The sequence below is a fragment of the Burkholderia sp. 22PA0099 genome (genome assembly GCF_047497165.1).
In the GTDB taxonomy this organism is placed as follows: Bacteria; Pseudomonadota; Gammaproteobacteria; order Burkholderiales; family Burkholderiaceae; genus Burkholderia.
On the sequence record NZ_CP163165.1, the window covers coordinates 1,425,870 to 1,445,934 of the forward strand.

Genomic DNA, 20,065 nt, shown 5'->3' on the forward strand with positions numbered 1-20,065 from the left:
GCGAGGGGCGCGGAAAATCGAACGGGCTTCCGGTCAACCGGCGGCCCGTTCGAACGTTCTACAATGACGGTTGTTTCTCGACGTGAGTCTCCATGCGCAATTTCCTGTCCCTCGGTCGGGCCGCCCTGATGTTCGGCGCACTGACTGTCGCCGCGGCGCCCGCCGCGTTCGCCAATAACGTCATCGTGCTGAATTCGGCCGAGGCAACGCTGTCGCTGATCGATCAGAACACGCACCAGGTGGTCGGCACGATGCCGACCGGCAAGGAGCCGCATCACTTGATGGCGACGCCCGACAATTCGTCGCTGATCGTCGCCAATTCGGTCTCGAACAGCCTGATGTTCCTCGACCCGCGCACCGGCGCGCTGCAACGCACGGTCGAAGGCATCGACGATCCCTACCAGCTCGGCTTCTCGCCCGATCGCAAATGGTTCGTGGCGGCCGGCCTGCGGCTCGATCGCGTCGATATCTACAGCTACGACGGCCATGACGTGCACCTCGCCAAGCGCGTGCCGCTGCAGGTGATGCCGAGCCATCTGGCATTCCCGGACGCCCGCACCGTGCTGGTGTCGCTGCAGGTGTCGGGCGAACTGGCCGCCATCGACCTGCCGACGCAAACCGTCAAATGGAAGATGAAGGTCGGCAAGGTGCCGGCCGGCCTGTGGATGACGCCCGGCAACAAGTACGTGCTGATCGGCATGACCGGCGCCGATTACGTGGCGGTGGTCGACTGGCGCAACCAGAAGGTCGTCAAGACCATCCCCACCGGCAAGGGCGCGCACAACTTCCGCTCGCTTGACGACGGCACCCACGTGGCCGTAACGAATCGGGTCGCGAACACCATCAGCATCATCGACGAGAACACGCTGACCAACGTCGGCGAAATCTCGGGCCTGCTGCCCGGGCCGGACGACATGGAGCTGTCGGCCGACCGCAAGACCCTGTGGGTCACGTTCCGCTTCGCCAAGAAGGTCGGCGTGATCGACCTGGCGAGCCGCCGCCTGATCCAGACGATTCCGGTCGGCCGCTCGCCGCACGGCATCTATTTCTTCGACCGCGCGCCGGTGACGGCGCCGAACGGCGCCTGACGGCGCGGGAGCGCAGATGTATCACGCGATCGCCACGATGCTCGACACGTTCGTGTCGAACCTGCAGACCTGGCTGTACGTCGATATCGTGCAGCCGACGCTGTTCAAGTTCGACCTGATGGATTACGACGAGGACACCTACGACGCGCTGTACTGGGTCATCATCGGCGCGCTGCAGGTCGTGGTGATGTTCGTGCTGCTGCGCCCGCTGGAGGCGCTGCGTCCCGCCGAAACGTGGCAGCACCGCCGCGAGACGCGCGTCGACGTGCTCTACACGCTGATCGCCAAGCTCGGCATCTTCACGCTGTTCTTCTTCTTCGTGATGCAGCCGTTCTTCGACCAGTTCCAGTCGTGGCTGCGCATGAAGGGCGTCGCGAACTACAACCTCGACGCGCTGTGGCCGGGCGTGACGTCGCAGCCGCTGGTCGCGTTCGTGATCTACCTGGTCGTGATCGATTTCGCCGGCTACTGGTATCACCGCTGGCAGCACCGGTTCGGCGTCTGGTGGGAACTGCACGCCGTGCATCACAGCCAGCGCCAGATGTCGCTGTGGACCGACGACCGCAATCACCTGCTCGACGATCTGATCCAGGGCTGCTTCTTCGCCGCGATCGCGCTCGTGATCGGCGTGCCGCCGTCGCAGTTCGTGGTATTGACGGCCCTGTCGAATTTCATCCAGAGCGTTCAGCATACGAACGCGCGCCTGCCGTTCGGCTGGCTCGGCGAGCGCCTGCTCGTCAGCCCGACGTTCCATCGCCGCCATCATGCGGTCGGTTACGGCCATGAGGGCACGGCCTACGGCTGCAATTTCGGCGTGCTGTTCCCGTGGTGGGACATGCTGTTCCGCACCGCCTCGTGGAACAAGACGCCCGAGCCGACCGGCATTCGCGAGCAGTACCAGGGCGTGTCGTACGGCGAAGGCTTCTGGTCGCAACACTGGCTCGCGATGGTGCGGATCGTGAAACGCGTCGTGCAGCGCAAGCCGCGGGTATCGTCGGCCGAAACGGCCTGACGACGCCTTGCGCCGTCCGCCGGCCAGCGTGGGCGGCGGATAGCTGGCGGGCGCGATCACCGCGCGCATGCGGTTTTGGCGCCGAGGCGCGCAGTGGTTTATGCTTGGGGCCGCCTTTACCCCATTTCTCCACGTACCCGCCCGCATGACCGATCTGCTGCGCTCCTTCGGCCGGGCATTCGCAAGCGCGCTGCACCCGCGGATGCTCTGGCTCACGTTCCTGCCATTCATCGTCGCCGCGCTCGGCTGGGGCCTCGTGCTCTGGTTCGCCTGGCAGCCGCTGGTGGGCCTCGCGCGCGTCGCGCTCGACGGCTTCATGCTGACCTCCTGGCTCTACCGCTTCTTCTCGTCGATCGGCGTGCCGCAACTGCATGCGGTGGTGGCGCCGTTCGTGGTGGTGTCGGCCGCGATCCCGCTGATCGTGCTGACGGTGCTGCTGCTGATCGCCGGCATCTCGATGCCGGTCGTGATCGGCCACCTGTCGCGGCGCCGGTTCGCCCAGCTCGAACAGAAGCGCGGCGGCACCTGGTACGGCAGCGCGGTCAATGCCGTCTGGACGGCGCTGGTCAGCATCGTGGTGCTGGTCGTGACGCTGCCGCTCTGGCTGATCCCGCCGTTCTTCGCGCTGCTGCCGCCGCTGATCTGGGGCTGGCTGACCTATCGCGTCATGAGCTACGACGCGCTCGCGCTGCACGCGGGCGCGGACGAGCGGCGCGCGCTGATGCGCCGGCATCGCTGGCCGCTGCTCGGCATCGGCATCGCGAGCGGCCTGCTCGGCACGGTGCCGACCTTCGTATGGGTATCGTCGATCTGGACGATGGTGCTGTTCCCGTTCGTCGCGGCGGCGATGATCTGGGTCTACGCGTTCATCCTCGTCTTCTCGGCCCTGTGGTTCGGTTTCTATTGCCTGCACGCGCTGCAGGATCAGCGCGCGGCCGCCGCCGCGCAGTCACACGCACTGACGAGGCAAGCATGAGCATCGGCATCATCATCATCGGCGACGAAATCCTCTCCGGCCGCCGCCAGGACAAACATCTCTCGAAGCTGATCGAATTGCTCGGCGCACGCGGGCTCGCGCTCGACTGGGCCGAATACGTCGGCGATTCGCGCGAGCGGATCACGGCCACGCTCGCGCGCGCGTTCGCGGCCGGCGACATCGTGTTCTCGACGGGCGGCATCGGCGCGACGCCGGACGACCACACCCGCCAGTGCGCGGCCGCCGCGCTCGGCGTGCCGCTCGAACTGCATCCCGAGGCGAAAGTGCTGATCTCGGAGCGGATTCGCGACACGCACACCGATACCGCCAAGCCGGTCGATCTCGATTCGCCCGAGAATCGCCATCGCTTCGAGATGGGCACGTTCCCGTGCGGCGCCAGCATCATCCCGAACGGCTACAACAAGATTCCGGGTTTTTCATATGGCGACGTGCACTTCGTGCCCGGTTTCCCGGTCATGGCCTGGCCGATGATGGAATGGGTGCTCGATACGAAGTACGCGCATCTGCACCACGCGACGCCGTTCGCCGAGCGTTCGGTGCTGGTGTTCGAATTGCCGGAATCCACGCTGACGCCGCTGATGGAGCAGATCGAGCGCGATTTCCCGGGCGTGCGCGTGTTCAGCCTGCCGAGCGTGGGCGATGCCGAGCGCGGCGGCGTGTATGCGCGCCGCCATATCGATCTGGGCGTGAAGGGCGAGCCGGAGGCGGTGGCCGCCGCGTTCGTCAAGCTGCGCGAGGGCGTCCATCATCTGGGCGGCGACATCGTCGAGCCCGACGCGTCGCACTGACGTGCCAGCGGCCCCGGCCGGGGCCGCATCGTTGTTGCGTTTCGAACTTGCACACGCAAAACGAAACGGGCCGCATCGCGCGGCCCGTCATCCCGGTGTCATCGCCCGGCAGGACGATAGACAGCGACGCTCAAGCGCCGATCCAGGGCAGCTTGCGATAGCACCAGCCTTCGACCGTCTTCCGATGACCCTGCCCGTCCTTCGCACCCTCGAAGCCTTCCAGAATGTCGAACGCGCGGGTCAGGCCCGCCTGCGTGGCGGCGACCGCCGCCAGCTTCGAGCGCGCCGCGCTGCGGCACAGCAGCAGCACCGGCGTGCCGGCGTCGGCCACTTCCTTCAGTTGCGCGATGAAATCGGGGTTCGGCACGCCGCCCGGGTAACGCGTCCATTCGATATGCACGTACTGGCCGTCGCCGACGAGCGGGCGGCCGATCCAGTCGAGCTCGGCGCGCGTGCGCACGTCGACGAGCCGAGCGGCCGGATCGAGCTGCAGCAGTTCGAAGCTTTCGGCCGGCGACAGCGCCCCGGCGTATTGAAGCTTGCCTTCGGTGCGGCGCGCGTCGGCTTGCGCGTAGAGCTGGTCGAGCGTGGTCATGGCGGGGAGGTCTCCTCCGGATCAAACAGCCATTCTAGCGCGCCGGGCACCGCGCACGTGCGGGCCGCCGAGGCGCCGACGACATGCTTGACGGCAGCGCGTATCGGCACCGAATTGGTGCCGATTTTTCCTGTCGAAATAAATTTGCATCGAGTTAGTGCAATTTTGGGATTTTTGCCTATATTTGGTGCGTGCCATGCGCCGCGCCGGGCAGGCAAAGCCCCGAAAGCGCGCGGGACGGCCCTGTCCCGGCGCGGGTTGTGGCCCTTCGCGCCGAACTGGCGCATGGGTGGCATGGAAGCTGCTTTATATGCATCGGTCAAGTCGGCCCGTCGCAGCGCTCAAGTACGGAAGCCGGCCTCATCCGCTTAACGGAGGCGGTCCCAGTCCGCCGGAATTGTTCAAATCAGGAGAAGAGGTTATGAGTAAAACCGTCGCCGACGTCATGCAGCTCGTGAAGGACGAGGACGTCAAGTTTGTCGATTTCCGCTTCACGGATACGCGCGGCAAGGAGCAGCACGTGTCGGTGCCGGTGTCGGCGTTCGACGAAGACAAGTTCGAAAGCGGCCACGCATTCGACGGTTCGTCGATCGCGGGCTGGAAGGGAATCGAAGCGTCGGACATGCTGCTGATGCCGGATCCGAGCGCCGCATTCGTCGACCCGTTCTATGAAGAGTCGACCCTGGTTCTGACCTGCGACGTGGTCGAGCCGGCCGACGGCAAGGGCTACGAGCGCGACCCGCGTTCGCTCGCCAAGCGCGCGGAAGCCTACCTGAAGAGCACGGGCATCGGCGACACGGCCTACTTCGGTCCGGAACCGGAATTCTTCATTTTCGACTCGGTCCAGTGGAGCACGGACATGTCGGGCACCTTCGTGAAGATCAATTCCGAAGAAGCCCCGTGGTCGTCGGGCAAGGATTTCGAAGGCGGCAACACGGGCCACCGTCCGGGCACCAAGGGCGGCTACTTCCCGGTCGCGCCGGTCGACACGTTCCAGGACATCCGTTCGGAAATGTGCCTGCTGCTCGAACAGATCGGCATCCCGGTCGAAGTGCACCACCACGAAGTGGCGGGCCAGGGCCAGAACGAAATCGGCACGAAGTTCTCGACGCTGGTCGAGCGCGCCGACTGGACGCAATGGCTGAAGTACATCGTGCACAACGTTGCGCACTCGTACGGCAAGACGGCCACGTTCATGCCGAAGCCGGTGGTGGGCGACAACGGTTCGGGCATGCACGTTCACCAGTCGATCTGGAAGGACGGCCAGAACCTGTTCGCGGGCAACGGCTACGCCGGCCTGTCGGAAACGGCGCTGTTCTACATCGGCGGCATCATCAAGCACGCCCGTGCCCTGAACGCGATCACGAACCCGACGACGAACTCGTACAAGCGTCTGGTCCCGCACTACGAAGCACCGGTCAAGCTGGCCTACTCGGCACGCAACCGCTCGGCCTCGATCCGCATTCCGCACGTGTCGAACCCGAAGGGTCGCCGTATCGAAACGCGCTTCCCGGACCCGATGGCCAACCCGTACCTGTGCTTCTCGGCGCTGCTGATGGCAGGTCTGGACGGCATCCAGAACAAGATCCATCCGGGCGAAGCTGCCGACAAGAACCTGTACGACCTGCCGCCGGAAGAGGATGCAAAGATCCCGACCGTCTGCGCGGGCCTGGACCAGGCACTCGAGGCACTCGACAAGGATCGCGAATTCCTGACGCGCGGTGGCGTGTTCACGGATGCGATGATCGACGCGTACCTGGGCCTGAAGGAACAGGAACTCGCGAAGTTCCGCATGACGACGCACCCGATCGAGTTCGAGATGTACTACTCGCTGTAAGCGTGACGATGGCGCTTCGTCACGTCATCGAACGAAGCGCCGTCCTGTCGTCGGCTTGCCGGGAGCGAAACACGCCCGGCGGCCGCGACTACACGAAAGGGACGGCTCCCGGCCGTCCCTTTTTCATTGCACGGTTTCTCAAGACAAACGCGAGCATCCACGCAAGATGGTTCTGAAGAATCTGATCAAGGCCAGGGCAGGACAGCCGGAGCGGCTGTCGGAAGACGAGCGGTTGCTGCGCTCGGGGCTGCTGACCGGTCTCGAGGCGTTGCCGACGGTCGTGCTGGTGATCGATCGCCGCACGCTGCAGATTGCGTTCGCGAACCCGTCCGCCGAATCGATGCTCGACATTTCGCGCCGCCAGCTCGCGCAGATGCCGTGGAGCGACCTGTTCCCGAATTCGATGGAACTCGCCACCACCATCACCGCGATCGGCGAAGGGCGTTTTCACGCCACCCATCTCGACACGGTGCTCGAACGGCCGGGCCGCGAGGCGCTGCATGTGCATGCGATCGTCGGTTTCCTTGAGGGCGCGCCCGATTACGTGCTGGTCGAGCTGTTCGAGAACGAACGGCAATCGCGCACCGACCGCGAGGAGCGCATTCACGACCTCACGGCCGTCAACAAGCACCTGATCCGCAATCTCGCGCACGAGATCAAGAATCCGCTCGGCGGCATTCGCGGCGCGGCGCAACTGCTCGAATTCGAATTGAGCGAGCGCGAGCGCGGCGAGCTGCGCGAGTACACGCAGGTCATCATCAAGGAATCCGACCGGCTGCAGACGCTGGTCGACCGGCTGCTCGAACCGCACCGGCATCCGCACATCGTCGGCGATGTCAACGTGCACGAAGTGTGCGAGCGGGTGCGCGCCGTGATGCTGGCCGAGTTTCCGCGCGGCCTGACGATCGAGCGCGACTACGACGTCAGCGTGCCGGACCTGCGCGGCGACAAGGAGCAACTGATCCAGGCGCTGCTGAACATCGTGCGCAATGCCGCGCAGGCGCTGCGCGAGCGCATCGCGCAGGGCGACGCGCGCATCGAGTTGCGCACCCGCATCGCGCGCAAGATCACGATCGGCAAGAAGCTGTTCAAGCTGGCGCTGGATCTCCACGTCATCGACAACGGCCCCGGCATTCCCGAGGAGATTCGCGACCGGATTTTCTACCCGCTGGTTTCGGGCCGTGAAGACGGCAGCGGCCTCGGCCTCACGCTCGCGCAAACCTTCGTGCAGCAGCACGAAGGCACGATCGAGGTGGAAAGCCGGCCGGGCCGAACCGAATTTCAGATTTTGTTGCCGCTCGATCATTGAGCGGCCTTGCAGCGACTCACCGATACATCTGACCGACCTATGAAGCCGATCTGGATAGTAGACGACGACCAATCGATCCGCTGGGTGCTCGAAAAGGCACTCGCGCGCGACAGCTTCGCAACCCGAAGCTTCTCGAATGTGCGTGATGCGCTGGCCGCGCTCGACCACGAAACACCGCAAGTGCTGGTATCCGACATCCGGATGCCGGGCGGTTCCGGGCTCGAACTGCTGCAGGCGATGCACGAGCGGCTGCCCGGGCTGCCCGTCATCATCATGACCGCGTTCTCGGACCTCGACAGCGCGGTGGCCGCCTTCCAGGGCGGCGCCTTCGAATATCTCGCTAAGCCGTTCGACGTCGACAAGGCGGTCGAGCTGATCCGGCGCGCCGTCGAGGAAAGCCTGCGCGGCGGCGTGCCCGAGGACGACAAGCTCGCCGACGCGCCCGAGATGCTCGGCCAGGCGCCGGCCATGCAGGACATGTTCCGCGCGATCGGCCGCTTGTCGCACTCGGCTGCCACGGTGCTGATCACCGGCGAATCGGGCACCGGCAAGGAGCTGGTGGCCCGTGCGCTGCACCGGCACAGCCCGCGCGCCAATGGCCCGTTCATCGCGCTGAACACCGCGGCGATCCCGAAGGATCTGCTCGAATCCGAACTGTTCGGCCATGAGCGCGGCGCGTTCACGGGCGCGCAGACCACCCGCCAGGGCCGCTTCGAGCAGGCCGAGAACGGCACGCTGTTTCTCGACGAAATCGGCGACATGCCGTTCGACCTGCAGACGCGCCTGTTGCGCGTGCTGTCGGACGGCCAGTTCTATCGCGTCGGTGGCCACAACCCGCAGCGCGCGAACGTGCGGGTGATCGCGGCCACGCACCAGAACCTCGAATCGCGCGTGCGTCAGGGCCTGTTCCGCGAGGACTTGTATCACCGTCTCAACGTGATTCGGCTGCGCCTGCCGGCGCTGCGCGAGCGCAGCGAGGACATCGCGCTGCTCACGCGCCACTTCCTGCAAAAGAGCGCGCGCGATCTGGGCGTCGAGCCCAAGCGCGTGGCGGACGAGGCGCTGGCCTATCTGACCTCGCTGCCGTTCCCGGGCAACGTGCGCCAGCTTGAAAATCTCGCGAACTGGCTGACCGTGATGGCGCCGGCGCAGACGGTCGAGATCAAGGATCTGCCGCCCGATCTCGGCCCCGCGCAGGCCGCGCACGGCGAAGGCCTGACGCCGGCGACGATTGCGGTCAGCACCGACGCGTTGTCGAACGGCATGGCCGCCGCCACGCTGCCCGGCGCACCGGTCGCAAGCGGCGCGGTGGCTGCGCCCGCGTCGAGCAACCCGGTATGGGAGCAAGGCTTGCGCAGCGAAGTCGCGCGTTTGCTGCGCGAGAACTCGGCCGATGTGATGGACGAACTGGCGCGCCGTTTCGAGGCCGCCGTGATCCGCGAGGCGCTCGACTTCACGCGCGGCCGCAAGGTCGAAGCCGCCGAGCGGCTCGGTATCGGCCGCAACACCATCACGCGCAAGATCCAGGAACTGCATCTGGAGCCGTGATGCGGCGGGCGCGGTGCGCGGCGGCCATCGGCTGCCGCGTGCCGGCCGCCACTTGTTTGCGTTCGCGCGGGTTCTTCGTCTCGAAGGAGGTTTTCCGCTGCCCGCATCGCGATCGGACATAATCGGGGTTTGCTTTCAGTCCGAACCTCTCGATGTCCGATACGTCCCACTGGCCCGACGGGCCGGATCCGTTCAAATTCCTCGAATCGCTCGACAGCCGCCGTGCCCGCACCTGGGTCGACGAGCAGAACGCGCGCACCCATGCCGCGCTGCGCAACGATGCGGCGTTCACCGCGCTGTCGGCGCGGCTCGCCAAGGCCTATCTGCCGCGCGAGCGGCCCGTGATTCCGGCGCGCTGGCGCGACTGGGCCTACGACCTCTGGCAGGACGACCTGCATCCGAAGGGCCTCTGGCGCCGCGCGCGCTGGGACGACTGGCGCGCCGGCCGGCCGGACTGGCAGGTGCTGCTCGACGTCGATGCGCTCGGCGCGCAGGAGCACGAATCGTGGGTGTTCGAGCAGGATGCGATCCTCTATCCCGATGGGGATCGCGCGCTGCTGTCGCTGTCGCCGGGGGGCGCCGATGCGGTCGTGATCCGCGAGTTCGATCTCGAACGGCGCTGCTTCGTCGAGGACGGTTTCCGCATCGACGAGCCCGGCAATCACACCGTCGACTGGATCGACCGGGATACCGTCTACGTGAGCTGGGAACGCGACGAGGATGCCGTCACCGACGCCGGCTACCCGTACGAGGCGCGGCGCTGGACGCGCGGCACGCCGCTCGACGCCGCCCCGGTGGTGTTTCGCGGCGAGCGCGACGACATCAGCGCCGGCGCCGGCTTCGACCCGGTGGAGGGGCGCCATACGGCCTGGCGCAGCGTCGATTTCTTCGACGTGCACACCTACCGGCTCGGCGCGGGCGGCGAATGGCTGCGCTACGACGTGCCCGCGCAGGTGGGGGTGGGCTTCTGGCACGGCTGGCTGGTGCTGGAGCCGCGCCTCGACTGGGCGTGCGAGGGCGCGCTGCATACCGGCGGATCGCTGCTGGCGATTCGCGAGGACGCGTTCCTGGCCGGTTCGCGCACGTTCACCACGCTGTTCGCGCCGGGGCCGTCCACCTCCGCCTGCACCTGGACGCACACGCACACCACGCTGATCGCCAGTTGGCTCGACGACGTGCGCAACCGCACGCTGCTCTGGCAGCCTGTGCAGGATGCGGCCGGCCAGTGGCAGTGGACCTCGCGCGCGTTCGCCTGGCCGAAGGAGGCCGAGATCGACATCGAGCCGATCGAATCGACGCTGAACGACGAGATCTTCGTCGATGTCGATACTTTCCTCGATCCGCCCGAATGCTGGCTCGCCGATCTTGCCGACCGCGCCGACGATGCCGCGTCGCGCCGCGTGCTGCTCGATCGCCCGCCCGTGCAATTCGATGCGAGCGAACTCGTGGTGCGCCGCGCCGTGACGCGCTCGCGCGACGGCACCGAGGTGCCCTACACGTTGATCGGTCCGCGCGACGCGCTCGACGGCATGACCGACGCGGCCGGGCAGGTGCGGCGCACGGCGCGGCCTTGCTTGTTGTCCGGTTATGGCGGCTTCGCGATTCCGAACCTGCCGGCCTATAGCGACGCGCTCGGCATCGCCTGGCTCGAACGCGGCGGCGTGGCGGCGTTCGCGCATATCCGCGGCGGCGGCGAGTTCGGCTCGCGCTGGCATACCGATGCACAACGCGAGCATCGCCAGCGCTCGTTCGACGATTTCATCGCGGTGGCCGAGCATCTGGCCGCAAGCGGTGTGACGACGGCCGCGCAGCTCGGCATCGAGGGCGGCAGCAACGGCGGCCTGCTGGTCGCGGCCTGCATGGTGCAGCGCCCCGAACTGTTCGGCGCGGTGCTGTGCCAGGTGCCGCTGCTCGACATGCGGCGTTATCCGAAGCTGCATGCGGGCGCGGCCTGGCTCGACGAATACGGCGACCCCGACGATGCGCAGCAGGGCGCGGCGCTCGCGGCCTATTCGCCGTACCACCGCGTGCGTGGCGATGTGATGTATCCGCCGTTGCTGCTGGCGACCTCGACGCGTGACGATCGCGTGCATCCGGCGCATGCGCGCAAGATGGCCGCGCTGATGCAGTCGCTCGGTCACGAGCAGGTGTGGTATTGGGAAAATACCGATGGTGGCCACGGCAGTGCCGACGATCTCGAACGCGCGCAATCCGATGCGGCCGATTTCGGGTTTTTGTGGGCGCATCTGGGGCCGGCGCCGGAGCGGGGGTGAGACAGGCGGTGCGGCTAGCCGCGCTCCGTCACCCGGCGTTTCACCCGCATGCGGCCCGGCGGCTCGAAGTACGTACCGAACCGCACCAGCCCGGCCTTCTTCAGATGGCATGTCATCTCGAAGTTGACCAGCACGCCCGGATCGTCGTTGTCGAGCAGATCGACGTCGATCGAGCGGATGCGCGGCTCGTATTTCAGGAGCGTCGTTTCCATCTGCTGCCGGAGCAGATGGGCCGAGGCCGGCAGCGCCTTGTAGATGTTGGTCAGATCGGGTAACCCGTAGTCGGGCAGATGCTTGAGCGCCCCCGCGCGCGTGTTCAGAATCCGTTGCACGTTGTGCTGCACGCTCATGCATTCGAGCGTCCGGCCGTCGTAGGCGTCGAGCGGCTCGCCGCCGATCTGGCCAAGCAACATGTCGTAGAGCGAGGGGCCTGCCTGCATGGTGTGACCTCTCGCTATGCCGTGACGCACGTGGCAGCCTGTCGGTCGATGAAGTCGATCGTCAGGTCGCCGGTGTCCGAGCTCGACAGCAGGATGGCCGAGGGCGCGGTGCCGCTGGCCATGCGCGCCAGCAATTCACGCGATACGGCCGGCAGGACCCGCTGATTGAGAAACGCATCGACGTTGCGGGCGCCGGATTCGCGTGCGAGGCAACGCTCGGCCAGCGCGCCGATCAGCGCTTCGTCGCAGCGTAGTTCGACGTCGTGCTGCCGGCGCAGGCGCTCGGCGATCTTCGCGAGCTTGAGCCGCACGATCGAGGCCAGGGCATCGGCATCGAGCGGGCGGTAGACGAGCGACTGGAAGCGCGCGAGCAACGCGGGCTGGAAGTGCGCCACCAACTGCGGGTGAATGGCGTCGAGCAACGCCGGCTGGGCGATGCCGGGTTCATCGGCGGTGAGCGCGTCGATCCGGGCGCTGCCGAGGTTCGAGGTCATCAGGATCACGCAGTGGCGGAAGTCGATCTCGCGCCCCTCGCCGTCGCGCATCGTGCCGCGATCGAACACCTGGTAGAACATGTCGAGCACGTCGCGGTGGGCCTTCTCGACTTCGTCGAGCAGCACGACGCCGTAGGGACGTTGCCGCACGGCTTCGGTCAGGATGCCGCCGCGGCCGTAGCCGACATAACCCGGCGGCGCTCCCTTCAATTGCGACACCGAGTGGGCTTCCTGGTATTCCGACATGTTGAGGGTGGTGAGCGCGGCTTCGCCGCCGAACATCAGGTCGGCCAGCGCCAGCGCCGTTTCGGTCTTGCCGACGCCCGACGGCCCGACCAGCAGAAACACGCCCAGCGGCGCATGTTCGCTCTTGAGGCCGGCTTTCGCCGTGCGCAGGCTTTCCGCGAGCGCCGCCAGCGCATCGTCCTGCGCCACCACGCGCGCGCTCAACTGCCGTTCGAGGTTCAGCAGGCGCAGCAGTTCGTCCTCCATCAGGTTGCCGACCGGCACACCCGTCCATTCCGCGACGACGCGCGCCACGGCCGCCGCGTCGACATCCACGAAGACCAGCGGCGTTTTGCCCTGACGGTCGGCCAACTGGCGTGTTGCCTCGTCGAGGGAGGCGGTATCGGGCGGCGTGCCGTTTTCGCGGCGTTCGGCGCGATGCTGGTGGATCAGGCGGACCCAAGCGAGTTCGTCGGCATGGCGGGCTTGCGCGCTCGCGAGGTTGTCGCGCGCATCGGCCAACGCGTTCGCCAGCATCGTGCGACGCATCGCGATATCGCCGCCGCCTGCCCGTGCATCGGCATCGAGCGTCGCCTGCTCCAGTTCGAGTGCGCGGATCGTGGCCGCCGCCCGTTGCAATTCGGCGGGCGGCGATTCGAGCCCGATCCGTACGCGTGCGGCGGCCGTGTCGATCAGGTCCACCGCCTTGTCCGGCAGTTGCCGGGCGGGGAGATAGCGACGCGACAGCTTCACGGCCGCGACCAGCGCGTCGTCGCGAATATGCACGTCGTGATAGTGCGCGTAGCGCGGCTTCAGGCCGCGCAACATCAGGCAGGCGGCTTCGTCGTCGGGCTCGTCGACCTTGATGAGCTGGAAGCGGCGTTCGAGCGCGGCGTCGCGCTCGAAGAATGCCTTGTATTCCGACCAGGTGGTGGCGGCGATCGTGCGCAGTTCGCCGCGTGCGAGCGCGGGCTTGAGCAGATTCGCGGCGTCGGCGCCGCCGGGCGCGTTGCCCGCGCCGATCAGGGTGTGCGCTTCGTCGATGAAGAGCAGAACCGGCACGGGCGAAGCCCGAACCTCGTCGATGACGTTCTTCAGGCGCTGCTCGAACTCCCCCTTCACGCCGGCGCCGGCTTGCAGCAGGCCCAGGTCGAGCGTCAGGATGCGTACGTCGCGAATCACGTTCGGCACGCTCCCTTCGGTGACACGCAGCGCCAGGCCTTCGACCAGCGCCGTCTTGCCGACGCCGGGCTCGCCGACGAGGATCGGGTTGTTCTTGCGCCGCCGTGCGAGCACGTCGACCATCTGCTGGATTTCGCGATCGCGGCCGAGCACCGGGTCGATGGCGCCGGCGCGCGCCATGGCGGTCAGGTCGGTCGCGAAGCGTGTGAGGGCGTCGCCGTCCGTGGTGCGATGGGGGCTCGGCGTAGCGGCGGCCGCGTGCGTGGACGTTTCCGGGGTGGGGCTGTCCGATTGCGCCATGGCTTGATCGTCAGCGCTTGTCTCGATGTCGTCCGGTCGTGCGCTCTCGCAGGACCGATGTGCCAGGCGCAGCAGAAGGCGGCGGATCTGTGCGCTGCCGATGGACAGCAGCGGCCAGGCATGGTGCGTACGCAGCACATGCGGCGTATCGACGATCGCCTGCAGCAGATTGCCGGACCGGATCGGCGCTTCATCGGCGTCAGACGCGGCGTGCTGCCATGCATCCTGAAGCACGGTCGCCAGTTGCGGCGAGAGGGCGGGCTTGCCGCGCAGGTTGCGGGGCAGATGCGCGATCGAGGCGAGCAGGGCATCCCAGACGCTATCGAGATCGACGTCGTAGTGCCGGAGAATGGCCGGGATGTCGCCGTCGCGTGCTTCGATCAGCTTCAGCAGCCAATGCTCAACCGTGATTTCGTCCGCGAGACGCGTCTGGCACAGGCTGACGGCGGCTTCGAGCGCCTGGGCACAGTGCGGGTTGAGCCGGCGGAGCAGGTGAGTCGTGTCTCGGGAGGTCATGTCGGTGTAGGGGGCCGGAAAGACAGGGGCCGTAGTGGGAGGCCGGGCGTGCCTTGGTAAAAAAAGCCAACCTGAACGCGTCAGGCTGGCCAGGGAACCGCCAGGGGGCTGGCGGTTCGATCACGAGGTAACGCGCTCAGGAGCGCTCGTTCCAGCTGTCCTTGTGGATGATGTTGCCGTCCTTGTACGACCAGGTGATCGTTTCGTAGCGCAACTCGATTTTTTCGAGGTGGTTGTGCTTCTCGTAAGCCGGGTTCTTGATGTCGTGCATGACCGGATTCACGGCGACGACCTTCACGTTGTCGAGCTGCGTGTTGAAGTACTCCTTCTCCTTGCCGGCGTCGTCGATCCTGTACCACTTGATCTCGACCGACTTGAGCGTCTGGCCGCTCGTCACGGCCTTGTACAGATACGGCGTCGACGCATCGGTTTCCTTCGTCAACGTAATCGGCTTATGAACCCGCGTGCCGGTCAGCTTGCCGGTATTGCCGTCGGTCGGGATATGCACGCCGTGGTCGAACGCGACCAGCTCGACGCTGCCTTCGCGATCCTGCACCGTCACCGAACCCTTGATATCGGCGCCGCCATCATCCTTGAGCCACATGTAGGCCGGAATTGCCATCTTCTTACTCCCTGTTCGCACTACTTATCTTGCCCGGAGCCAGCCTCCGGGCTTCCCAAACCCTCGATCAGAACGCGTCGGGGGCCCAATCGGTTGTTGACTGCCTCGCATCCGGAACCAGGGTGATTTCCACGCGGCGGTTCCGGGCGCGTCCGTCGGGCGTGGCGTTGCTCGCGATCGGCCGCGTCATGCCGTAGCCCTGGATGGCAAAGCGCGTGGCCGGGATGCCCGATGCGTCGACCAGCCAGTCGCGCACGGCCTGCGCGCGTGCCGTGGAAAGCGCTTCGTTGCTGCCGGGGCTGCCGACGTCGTCGGTGTAGCCGGCGACGAGAATCCGCTTGTGGGGATGCGCCTTGATCATGTCGAGCGCGCCGATCATTGCGCGGTTCGAGCCGGGCTTCAGGCGCGCGCGACCGCTGTCGAACAGCGACATGCTGTCGAGCGTGACGACGGCGGGCGGCGCAGGCGGTGGCGGCGGTGGCATGTACGAGGCGATCGCGTCGTTCAAGGCCGGCAACAGCGCCGCGCCGCGATACATGCCGAATGACAGGTACAACGGTGTGCCGGCACGCGCATAGCGGTCGAGCTGGTCCCGGTGCGCGACCAGCACGCGCCGCGCATCGCGTCTTGCCGCATCGTGGTCGGCCGGGATCGCCGAGTAGCGGCCGAGATCGGTGTCGATGCGCTTCATCAGGCTTTGGTTGTTGTTCGCCGCGCCCCAAGTCGCGACGGTCGCCGCACAGGCCAGCAGCGCGAGCGCGTGGCCTGCGGCGGCCAGGCGCGGCGATCTCCAGTGTCGCGGCGGCATCGCTTCGATCAGCGGCTGCGGCAGTGGCCACGGCGTTGGCGAGGCCGAGGAGGCCGCGCGCGCTACCCGGGTCCGCATCTCGACATCGCGCGCCCACGGATTGCCCGGGTGGCTCGCGGGGCCGCAGTCGATCCAGCCGGCCCCGCACAGCAACCACGGCGGCGCTGGCTGTTGCCGATCGGTCAATGCGTCGAATACGGCGCGCCGTGTCCATGCGATGAGCGACGCCAGCGCGGCGGCGCGGGTCGCGGCGCCATGATCGCCGTTCGCTTGCAGGATTTCGCGTTCCGCCGCCCGTATTGCCGGCTCGAAGCAGGCGTTGCCCGCCAGAGGCGCAGCCGAGGACATGCCGTACCACCGTGGTGGTGCCATACCGAAGGGGCCGGGCGCGAGCCGTTGATACACGGCGACATAGCCCGGCAGTCGCGTGCCCAGCATTCGGGCCGCGTCGCCGGTGGCTTGCCGAATGGCGCGCAACGTGTGCGTCACCACGTCGGCTTCCGCATGCAAGGCCGGTGCGAGCGACAGCACGATGCCGTCGGGGGCGCGTCCGTCGCGCCATTGCCTGACTGCAACGGCAAGCTGCGGCAGGTCTTGCGGTCGATCCACGCGCAGCCAGATGGCGCCGTCGCCAATCAGCACATGCCGAATTTCGCCCGCTCGGTCGAACAACTCGGGCAGCCCGTCGCCGGTTACGAGCACGAGCGGCATGCGGGTGCGCAGCCTGATCGGCACGTCCGCCGTCGTGGCGCCCAGGGTGGAAAGCACGTGCGCGCTTTGGCGGCGCGCGCCGGCTATCCGGTGCGTGTGCCATCCGATCAGCGCGAACATGGCGAGCCCGACGATCGCCGACAGCGCCCAGGCGGTGCCGGCGTCGAGCCGAAGCACGCGCCAGATCACGGCGAGCGCCAGTGCTGCCGCGAACGCGACCACGAGGCGGGCCGGATATCCGAGCCCTTCGTGGCCGCGATCGGGGCGGCGCGTCGACGCCTCGGCGAGAGCAGAGAGGTCGGATTTCACGGGCGCGCGGCCTTGGCCGAAACGAGATGCGCAAGCTGCGCATCGAGTGCGGTAGACCACGCGCCCCACGTGATGGCCGCGACAACGCAGGCGATGCCGGCGATCGCCCAAGGCGACAGCCGGTGAAGCCAGTCCGACGCGCGTCGGCCGCCGCGATGCGTCATGAACGGACGACCCGGGGAGGCTTGCAGCGATTCGAGCCGGGCGTTCAGCGCTTCGATCAAGACGGTCCGTTCAGCCGCGCGGGAGCGGGCATATCGGCCGGCGAAGCCCATGCCGAGGATCGCCGCATAGCACTCGAGCAGCGCGATGGGCGGCGACGCTTCGAGCAGGCGCGCATCGAGCCGCTCGAACACGCGCTCGCCGGCGTCATGTAGATGGAACTGCTCCACTTGCAGCGGCGTGTGCTCCCATCCGGATCGAAATTCGCTGGGCAAATACCGCAGCGCCGCTTCGTCGAGCAAGCCGCATTGGGCGATCCGCGCCTCGTTGCGCACGTCGTCCGGAAAGCCGCGTCGTGCCAGATCGCTCCCGAACTGTTCGACCAATTGCTTGCAGCGCTCACGCAACGCATGCGCGTCCTGCGTGTGTCCGCCCGAGGCAAGGGTGGTCACCAGCAGCGCGGTGTCGCGCAGCAAATCGCGAATCCCTTCGCCGGGCGGATTGCCGGCCAAGACGCTCGGCGTCGGGGACATCGCTTGGGGATCGGGACGCGAAGTGATCATGAACGCAGCACCGCGTAGAGTTCGAGCGACGCATCCGGGATCGATGCGGGCAGATAGATCTGGCAGGCACGCGCGGCAAGCATCTTCGCGTGCACCGTGCTCGATGCGTCCAGCGCGAAGTAGTGGTTGTCCAGGCGCACGGGAATCGCGCCCGGCACGCGTTGCACGGCCTTCAGCGGAATGCCGAGCAGCGCCGAATTGACGATGTGTTCGACATCGTCGGGCGCGCCGATCTTGCAAAGCCGCGGGAATTGTTCGACCAGTTCGAACGCGGGCAGCGGCGCGTTGATCGACAGATACCAGTCTGCCGTGTCCGCCACGATGCGTTCGTCGAGGAACTGGCCGGACCAGGTGGTCGGCCCTTTGCGGGTGAGATCGATCGACACGACCCGAGACGGAATGATGGCGTCGAGCAGCGTGCGAATCATCGATTCGAGCGTGGCGAACACCTCGTCGGCGCAGGCGTGGTCGTACGCCGGAATGTCGGTGAGCCGGGCGTTGGTGGAGAACGTCATGAGCGCGCTCGCCAGTTGGGCGAGCGTCGAATACAAGTGCTCGGGTGGCCTGCCCGGGTGCGTGGCGAACAGCCTGAGCTGCGGCCATGCGGCGTGGATGCAATGAAGCAGCCAGAACAACTGCACGTCGGCCACGCCGTATTCGGCCACCTGCTCGAGGCGTTCGCTGCGGCGGCTGCCGAGCGCCAGGCTCTTGGCGTGCAGGATATCGGCCAGGCGATGGACTCGTTCGAGGTGTATCGCATGGCTGGCGAGCGTCAGGCATGGCGGCACGAACCGACGATCGACCTGAAACTGACCGTTGGAACCACGGGTGAGTCGCGCGATCGCGCAGACCGTGTCGTCGGCGTGCGACTCGAAGTCGAAGAGTAGCCGCACCGCATGACGTTCGGCCGCGATTTCGGCCACGTCGGTTCCATTCAGATCAGTGACCTTGGCGAACTCTCGATATGCGCGACGGGGCCGCGCCAGTGTGGTTTCGTCGAAGCGGCAATTGCTGCCGTTCGCATCCGGTAAGGCCAGCGCCGCGAGCACGACGACGCTTTGCAGATCGGCGGGCACGCCCTGCGTCAGGTCGCGAGCGGCAGGCAGCGCATCGGCGAGGGTCGTGTCGATCGGCGTGCCGTCGGGCAAGCGCAGTATCAGCCGCGTGAGCTTGAGGCGCGCCGTGACCAGTGCCTCTTCGTCGATTTCGACGGCGAGGGTGCCCCATGGCTCGGCGAGTGCCGCCGCCGCGATCTGCTGCATCGCGAACCCGGCCCATCGTTCCTGTTGCTGGAAGTGTTGTTGCGTGAGGATCAAGCCCTCATGCCAGAGCGGTTTGTGGATCCGCATAGGTGTGGTCGTCGGTTTGTCGTGCGCTGTTATGAGGTAATTGTTTTTATCTTTGTTGGTATATTTTTGGTCTGATCTTAAGTTTTTGTTTGGATATTAAGGTGATGGATTTTTTAAGATATTTTTGAAGATGAATAGTTGCTGATCTGCTTAAATTTGATTCCCGTCAAATTTATTGATTGTCATTCCGCGCCGATGATTATGCTTACACCACGTGAGTGGGAATTCGCAATTGGGTGGTTGACGAAATTTTGGTGGAGATGGAATGATAATTTCAATTATTTTTTTGGAAATTAAAATTCTTTGACGTTGATGAGGTAAACATGTTTAATTCCGATTCGAATCGAAGTGGTACGAACGGCAGCCATCACATAAAAGGCGCTCCGAAGGCGTCATGAACCTGAGAGATAGATAAGGAATCCTATGGATAGCTTTCAGCGCGAAATTCCGAAGAGTCGCGTCTCGATCACCCTGGATCTGCATACGGGCGGGGCCCGGAAGAAGGTCGAGCTTCCGCTGAAGCTGCTGGTTGCCGGCGATTTCAGCGCAGGCCGTGAGCAGGCGCCGCTTGCCGAGCGGAACAAGGTCAACGTCGACAAGAACAATTTCGATGCCGTTCTGGCCGACTACGCACCCGATCTCAAGATGGCGGCGGCCAATACCCTGGCCGGCGACGGCTCGGAACTGCCGGTGAATCTCTCGTTTCGCTCGATGAAGGATTTCGAGCCGGAGCAGGTTGCCCGCCAGATTCCGGAGCTGCAAGCCATGCTGGCCATGCGCAATCTATTGCGTGACCTCAAGTCGAACCTGCTCGATAACAGCACGTTCCGCCGCGAGTTCGAGAAGGTTTTGAAGGATCGGCGCCTGTCCGACAAGTTGCGTGGCGAGCTCGGGCAGATCGCCACGGCCACCTTGCAACAGGAAGGCCATGCGTGAT

Annotated in this window: 16 protein-coding genes; 9 read left to right on the forward strand and 7 right to left on the reverse strand. The window is 66.1% G+C overall.

The annotated features are described in order from the left end of the window. The first annotated feature begins 92 nt into the window (after positions 1-92). The 4 genes from AB4851_RS21875 (at position 93) to AB4851_RS21890 (ending at position 3,885) form a co-directional block, all read left to right on the forward strand. Positions 93-1,088, forward strand: a complete 996-nt coding sequence (locus tag AB4851_RS21875; RefSeq protein ID WP_414442566.1) for a YncE family protein — start codon at positions 93-95, stop codon at positions 1,086-1,088. Positions 1,089-1,104: 16 nt separating this feature from the next. Next, positions 1,105-2,100: a sterol desaturase family protein gene (locus AB4851_RS21880; protein ID WP_414451422.1), complete on the forward strand. Its 996-nt coding sequence runs from the start codon at positions 1,105-1,107 to the stop codon at positions 2,098-2,100. 145 nt (positions 2,101-2,245) lie between these two features. Continuing rightward, complete coding sequence (locus AB4851_RS21885; RefSeq protein ID WP_414451423.1) at positions 2,246-3,076, forward strand: EI24 domain-containing protein; 831 nt, start codon at positions 2,246-2,248, stop codon at positions 3,074-3,076. Beyond that, complete coding sequence (locus AB4851_RS21890) at positions 3,073-3,885, forward strand: competence/damage-inducible protein A (RefSeq protein WP_414451424.1); 813 nt, start codon at positions 3,073-3,075, stop codon at positions 3,883-3,885. The genes AB4851_RS21885 and AB4851_RS21890 overlap by 4 nt, the downstream gene beginning before the upstream one ends. Before the next feature lie 130 nt (positions 3,886-4,015). Here the strand turns inward: AB4851_RS21890 and AB4851_RS21895 are convergent, their stop codons facing one another. Then, entirely contained in the window at positions 4,016-4,480 is a 465-nt protein-coding gene (locus AB4851_RS21895) for a rhodanese-like domain-containing protein (protein WP_414451425.1), read from the reverse strand. 421 nt (positions 4,481-4,901) lie between these two features. Here AB4851_RS21895 and glnA point away from each other — a divergent pair, with 421 nt between their 5' ends. From glnA to AB4851_RS21915, 4 genes are all read left to right on the forward strand, one after another. Further along, positions 4,902-6,317 carry a type I glutamate--ammonia ligase gene (glnA, locus tag AB4851_RS21900; RefSeq protein WP_414442561.1) on the forward strand — a complete coding sequence of 472 codons (1,416 nt, stop codon included), beginning with the start codon at positions 4,902-4,904 and terminating at the stop codon, positions 6,315-6,317. A gap of 166 nt (positions 6,318-6,483) precedes the next feature. Then, entirely contained in the window at positions 6,484-7,626 is a 1,143-nt protein-coding gene (gene glnL, locus AB4851_RS21905) for a nitrogen regulation protein NR(II) (protein ID WP_414442560.1), read from the forward strand. Positions 7,627-7,665: 39 nt separating this feature from the next. Then, complete coding sequence (gene ntrC, locus AB4851_RS21910) at positions 7,666-9,174, forward strand: nitrogen regulation protein NR(I) (protein ID WP_414451426.1); 1,509 nt, start codon at positions 7,666-7,668, stop codon at positions 9,172-9,174. Between the two features lie 152 nt (positions 9,175-9,326). Continuing rightward, complete coding sequence (locus tag AB4851_RS21915) at positions 9,327-11,447, forward strand: prolyl oligopeptidase family serine peptidase (protein ID WP_414451427.1); 2,121 nt, start codon at positions 9,327-9,329, stop codon at positions 11,445-11,447. Positions 11,448-11,461: 14 nt separating this feature from the next. Here AB4851_RS21915 and tssE read toward each other — a convergent pair whose 3' ends face one another. The 6 genes from tssE to tssK form a co-directional block, all read right to left on the reverse strand. Beyond that, positions 11,462-11,887 (reverse strand): type VI secretion system baseplate subunit TssE, encoded by a 426-nt coding sequence (gene tssE / locus AB4851_RS21920; protein ID WP_414451428.1) that lies wholly within the window; start codon positions 11,885-11,887, stop codon positions 11,462-11,464. 14 nt (positions 11,888-11,901) lie between these two features. After that, entirely contained in the window at positions 11,902-14,604 is a 2,703-nt protein-coding gene (gene tssH, locus AB4851_RS21925) for a type VI secretion system ATPase TssH (protein ID WP_414451429.1), read from the reverse strand. A gap of 136 nt (positions 14,605-14,740) precedes the next feature. Next, positions 14,741-15,226, reverse strand: a complete 486-nt coding sequence (locus tag AB4851_RS21930; protein ID WP_414442555.1) for an Hcp family type VI secretion system effector — start codon at positions 15,224-15,226, stop codon at positions 14,741-14,743. A 67-nt stretch (positions 15,227-15,293) separates the two neighbouring features. Then, positions 15,294-17,054 (reverse strand): OmpA family protein, encoded by a 1,761-nt coding sequence (locus AB4851_RS21935; RefSeq protein WP_414451430.1) that lies wholly within the window; start codon positions 17,052-17,054, stop codon positions 15,294-15,296. Further along, positions 17,051-17,749 (reverse strand): DotU family type IV/VI secretion system protein, encoded by a 699-nt coding sequence (locus AB4851_RS21940; RefSeq protein ID WP_414451431.1) that lies wholly within the window; start codon positions 17,747-17,749, stop codon positions 17,051-17,053. The genes AB4851_RS21935 and AB4851_RS21940 overlap by 4 nt, the downstream gene beginning before the upstream one ends. Positions 17,750-17,775: 26 nt before the next feature. Continuing rightward, complete coding sequence (tssK, locus tag AB4851_RS21945) at positions 17,776-19,128, reverse strand: type VI secretion system baseplate subunit TssK (protein ID WP_414451432.1); 1,353 nt, start codon at positions 19,126-19,128, stop codon at positions 17,776-17,778. Positions 19,129-19,551: 423 nt separating this feature from the next. Here tssK and tssB point away from each other — a divergent pair, with 423 nt between their 5' ends. After that, positions 19,552-20,064 (forward strand): type VI secretion system contractile sheath small subunit, encoded by a 513-nt coding sequence (gene tssB / locus AB4851_RS21950; RefSeq protein WP_414451433.1) that lies wholly within the window; start codon positions 19,552-19,554, stop codon positions 20,062-20,064. Position 20,065: the final 1 nt, after the last annotated feature.

Bases quoted from the DNA above. Each gene is read 5' to 3' on its own strand.
- AB4851_RS21875 (WP_414442566.1), top strand. From the start codon at position 93: ATGCGCAATTTCCTGTCCCTCGGTCGGGCCGCCCTGATGTTCGGCGCA.
- AB4851_RS21880 (WP_414451422.1), top strand. From the start codon at position 1,105: ATGTATCACGCGATCGCCACGATGCTCGACACGTTCGTGTCGAACCTG.
- AB4851_RS21885 (WP_414451423.1), top strand. From the start codon at position 2,246: ATGACCGATCTGCTGCGCTCCTTCGGCCGGGCATTCGCAAGCGCGCTG.
- AB4851_RS21890 (WP_414451424.1), top strand. From the start codon at position 3,073: ATGAGCATCGGCATCATCATCATCGGCGACGAAATCCTCTCCGGCCGC.
- AB4851_RS21895 (WP_414451425.1), bottom strand. From the start codon at position 4,480: ATGACCACGCTCGACCAGCTCTACGCGCAAGCCGACGCGCGCCGCACC.
- glnA (WP_414442561.1), top strand. From the start codon at position 4,902: ATGAGTAAAACCGTCGCCGACGTCATGCAGCTCGTGAAGGACGAGGAC.
- glnL (WP_414442560.1), top strand. From the start codon at position 6,484: ATGGTTCTGAAGAATCTGATCAAGGCCAGGGCAGGACAGCCGGAGCGG.
- ntrC (WP_414451426.1), top strand. From the start codon at position 7,666: ATGAAGCCGATCTGGATAGTAGACGACGACCAATCGATCCGCTGGGTG.
- AB4851_RS21915 (WP_414451427.1), top strand. From the start codon at position 9,327: ATGTCCGATACGTCCCACTGGCCCGACGGGCCGGATCCGTTCAAATTC.
- tssE (WP_414451428.1), bottom strand. From the start codon at position 11,887: ATGCAGGCAGGCCCCTCGCTCTACGACATGTTGCTTGGCCAGATCGGC.
- tssH (WP_414451429.1), bottom strand. From the start codon at position 14,604: ATGACCTCCCGAGACACGACTCACCTGCTCCGCCGGCTCAACCCGCAC.
- AB4851_RS21930 (WP_414442555.1), bottom strand. From the start codon at position 15,226: ATGGCAATTCCGGCCTACATGTGGCTCAAGGATGATGGCGGCGCCGAT.
- AB4851_RS21940 (WP_414451431.1), bottom strand. From the start codon at position 17,749: ATGTCCCCGACGCCGAGCGTCTTGGCCGGCAATCCGCCCGGCGAAGGG.
- tssK (WP_414451432.1), bottom strand. From the start codon at position 19,128: ATGCGGATCCACAAACCGCTCTGGCATGAGGGCTTGATCCTCACGCAA.
- tssB (WP_414451433.1), top strand. From the start codon at position 19,552: ATGGATAGCTTTCAGCGCGAAATTCCGAAGAGTCGCGTCTCGATCACC.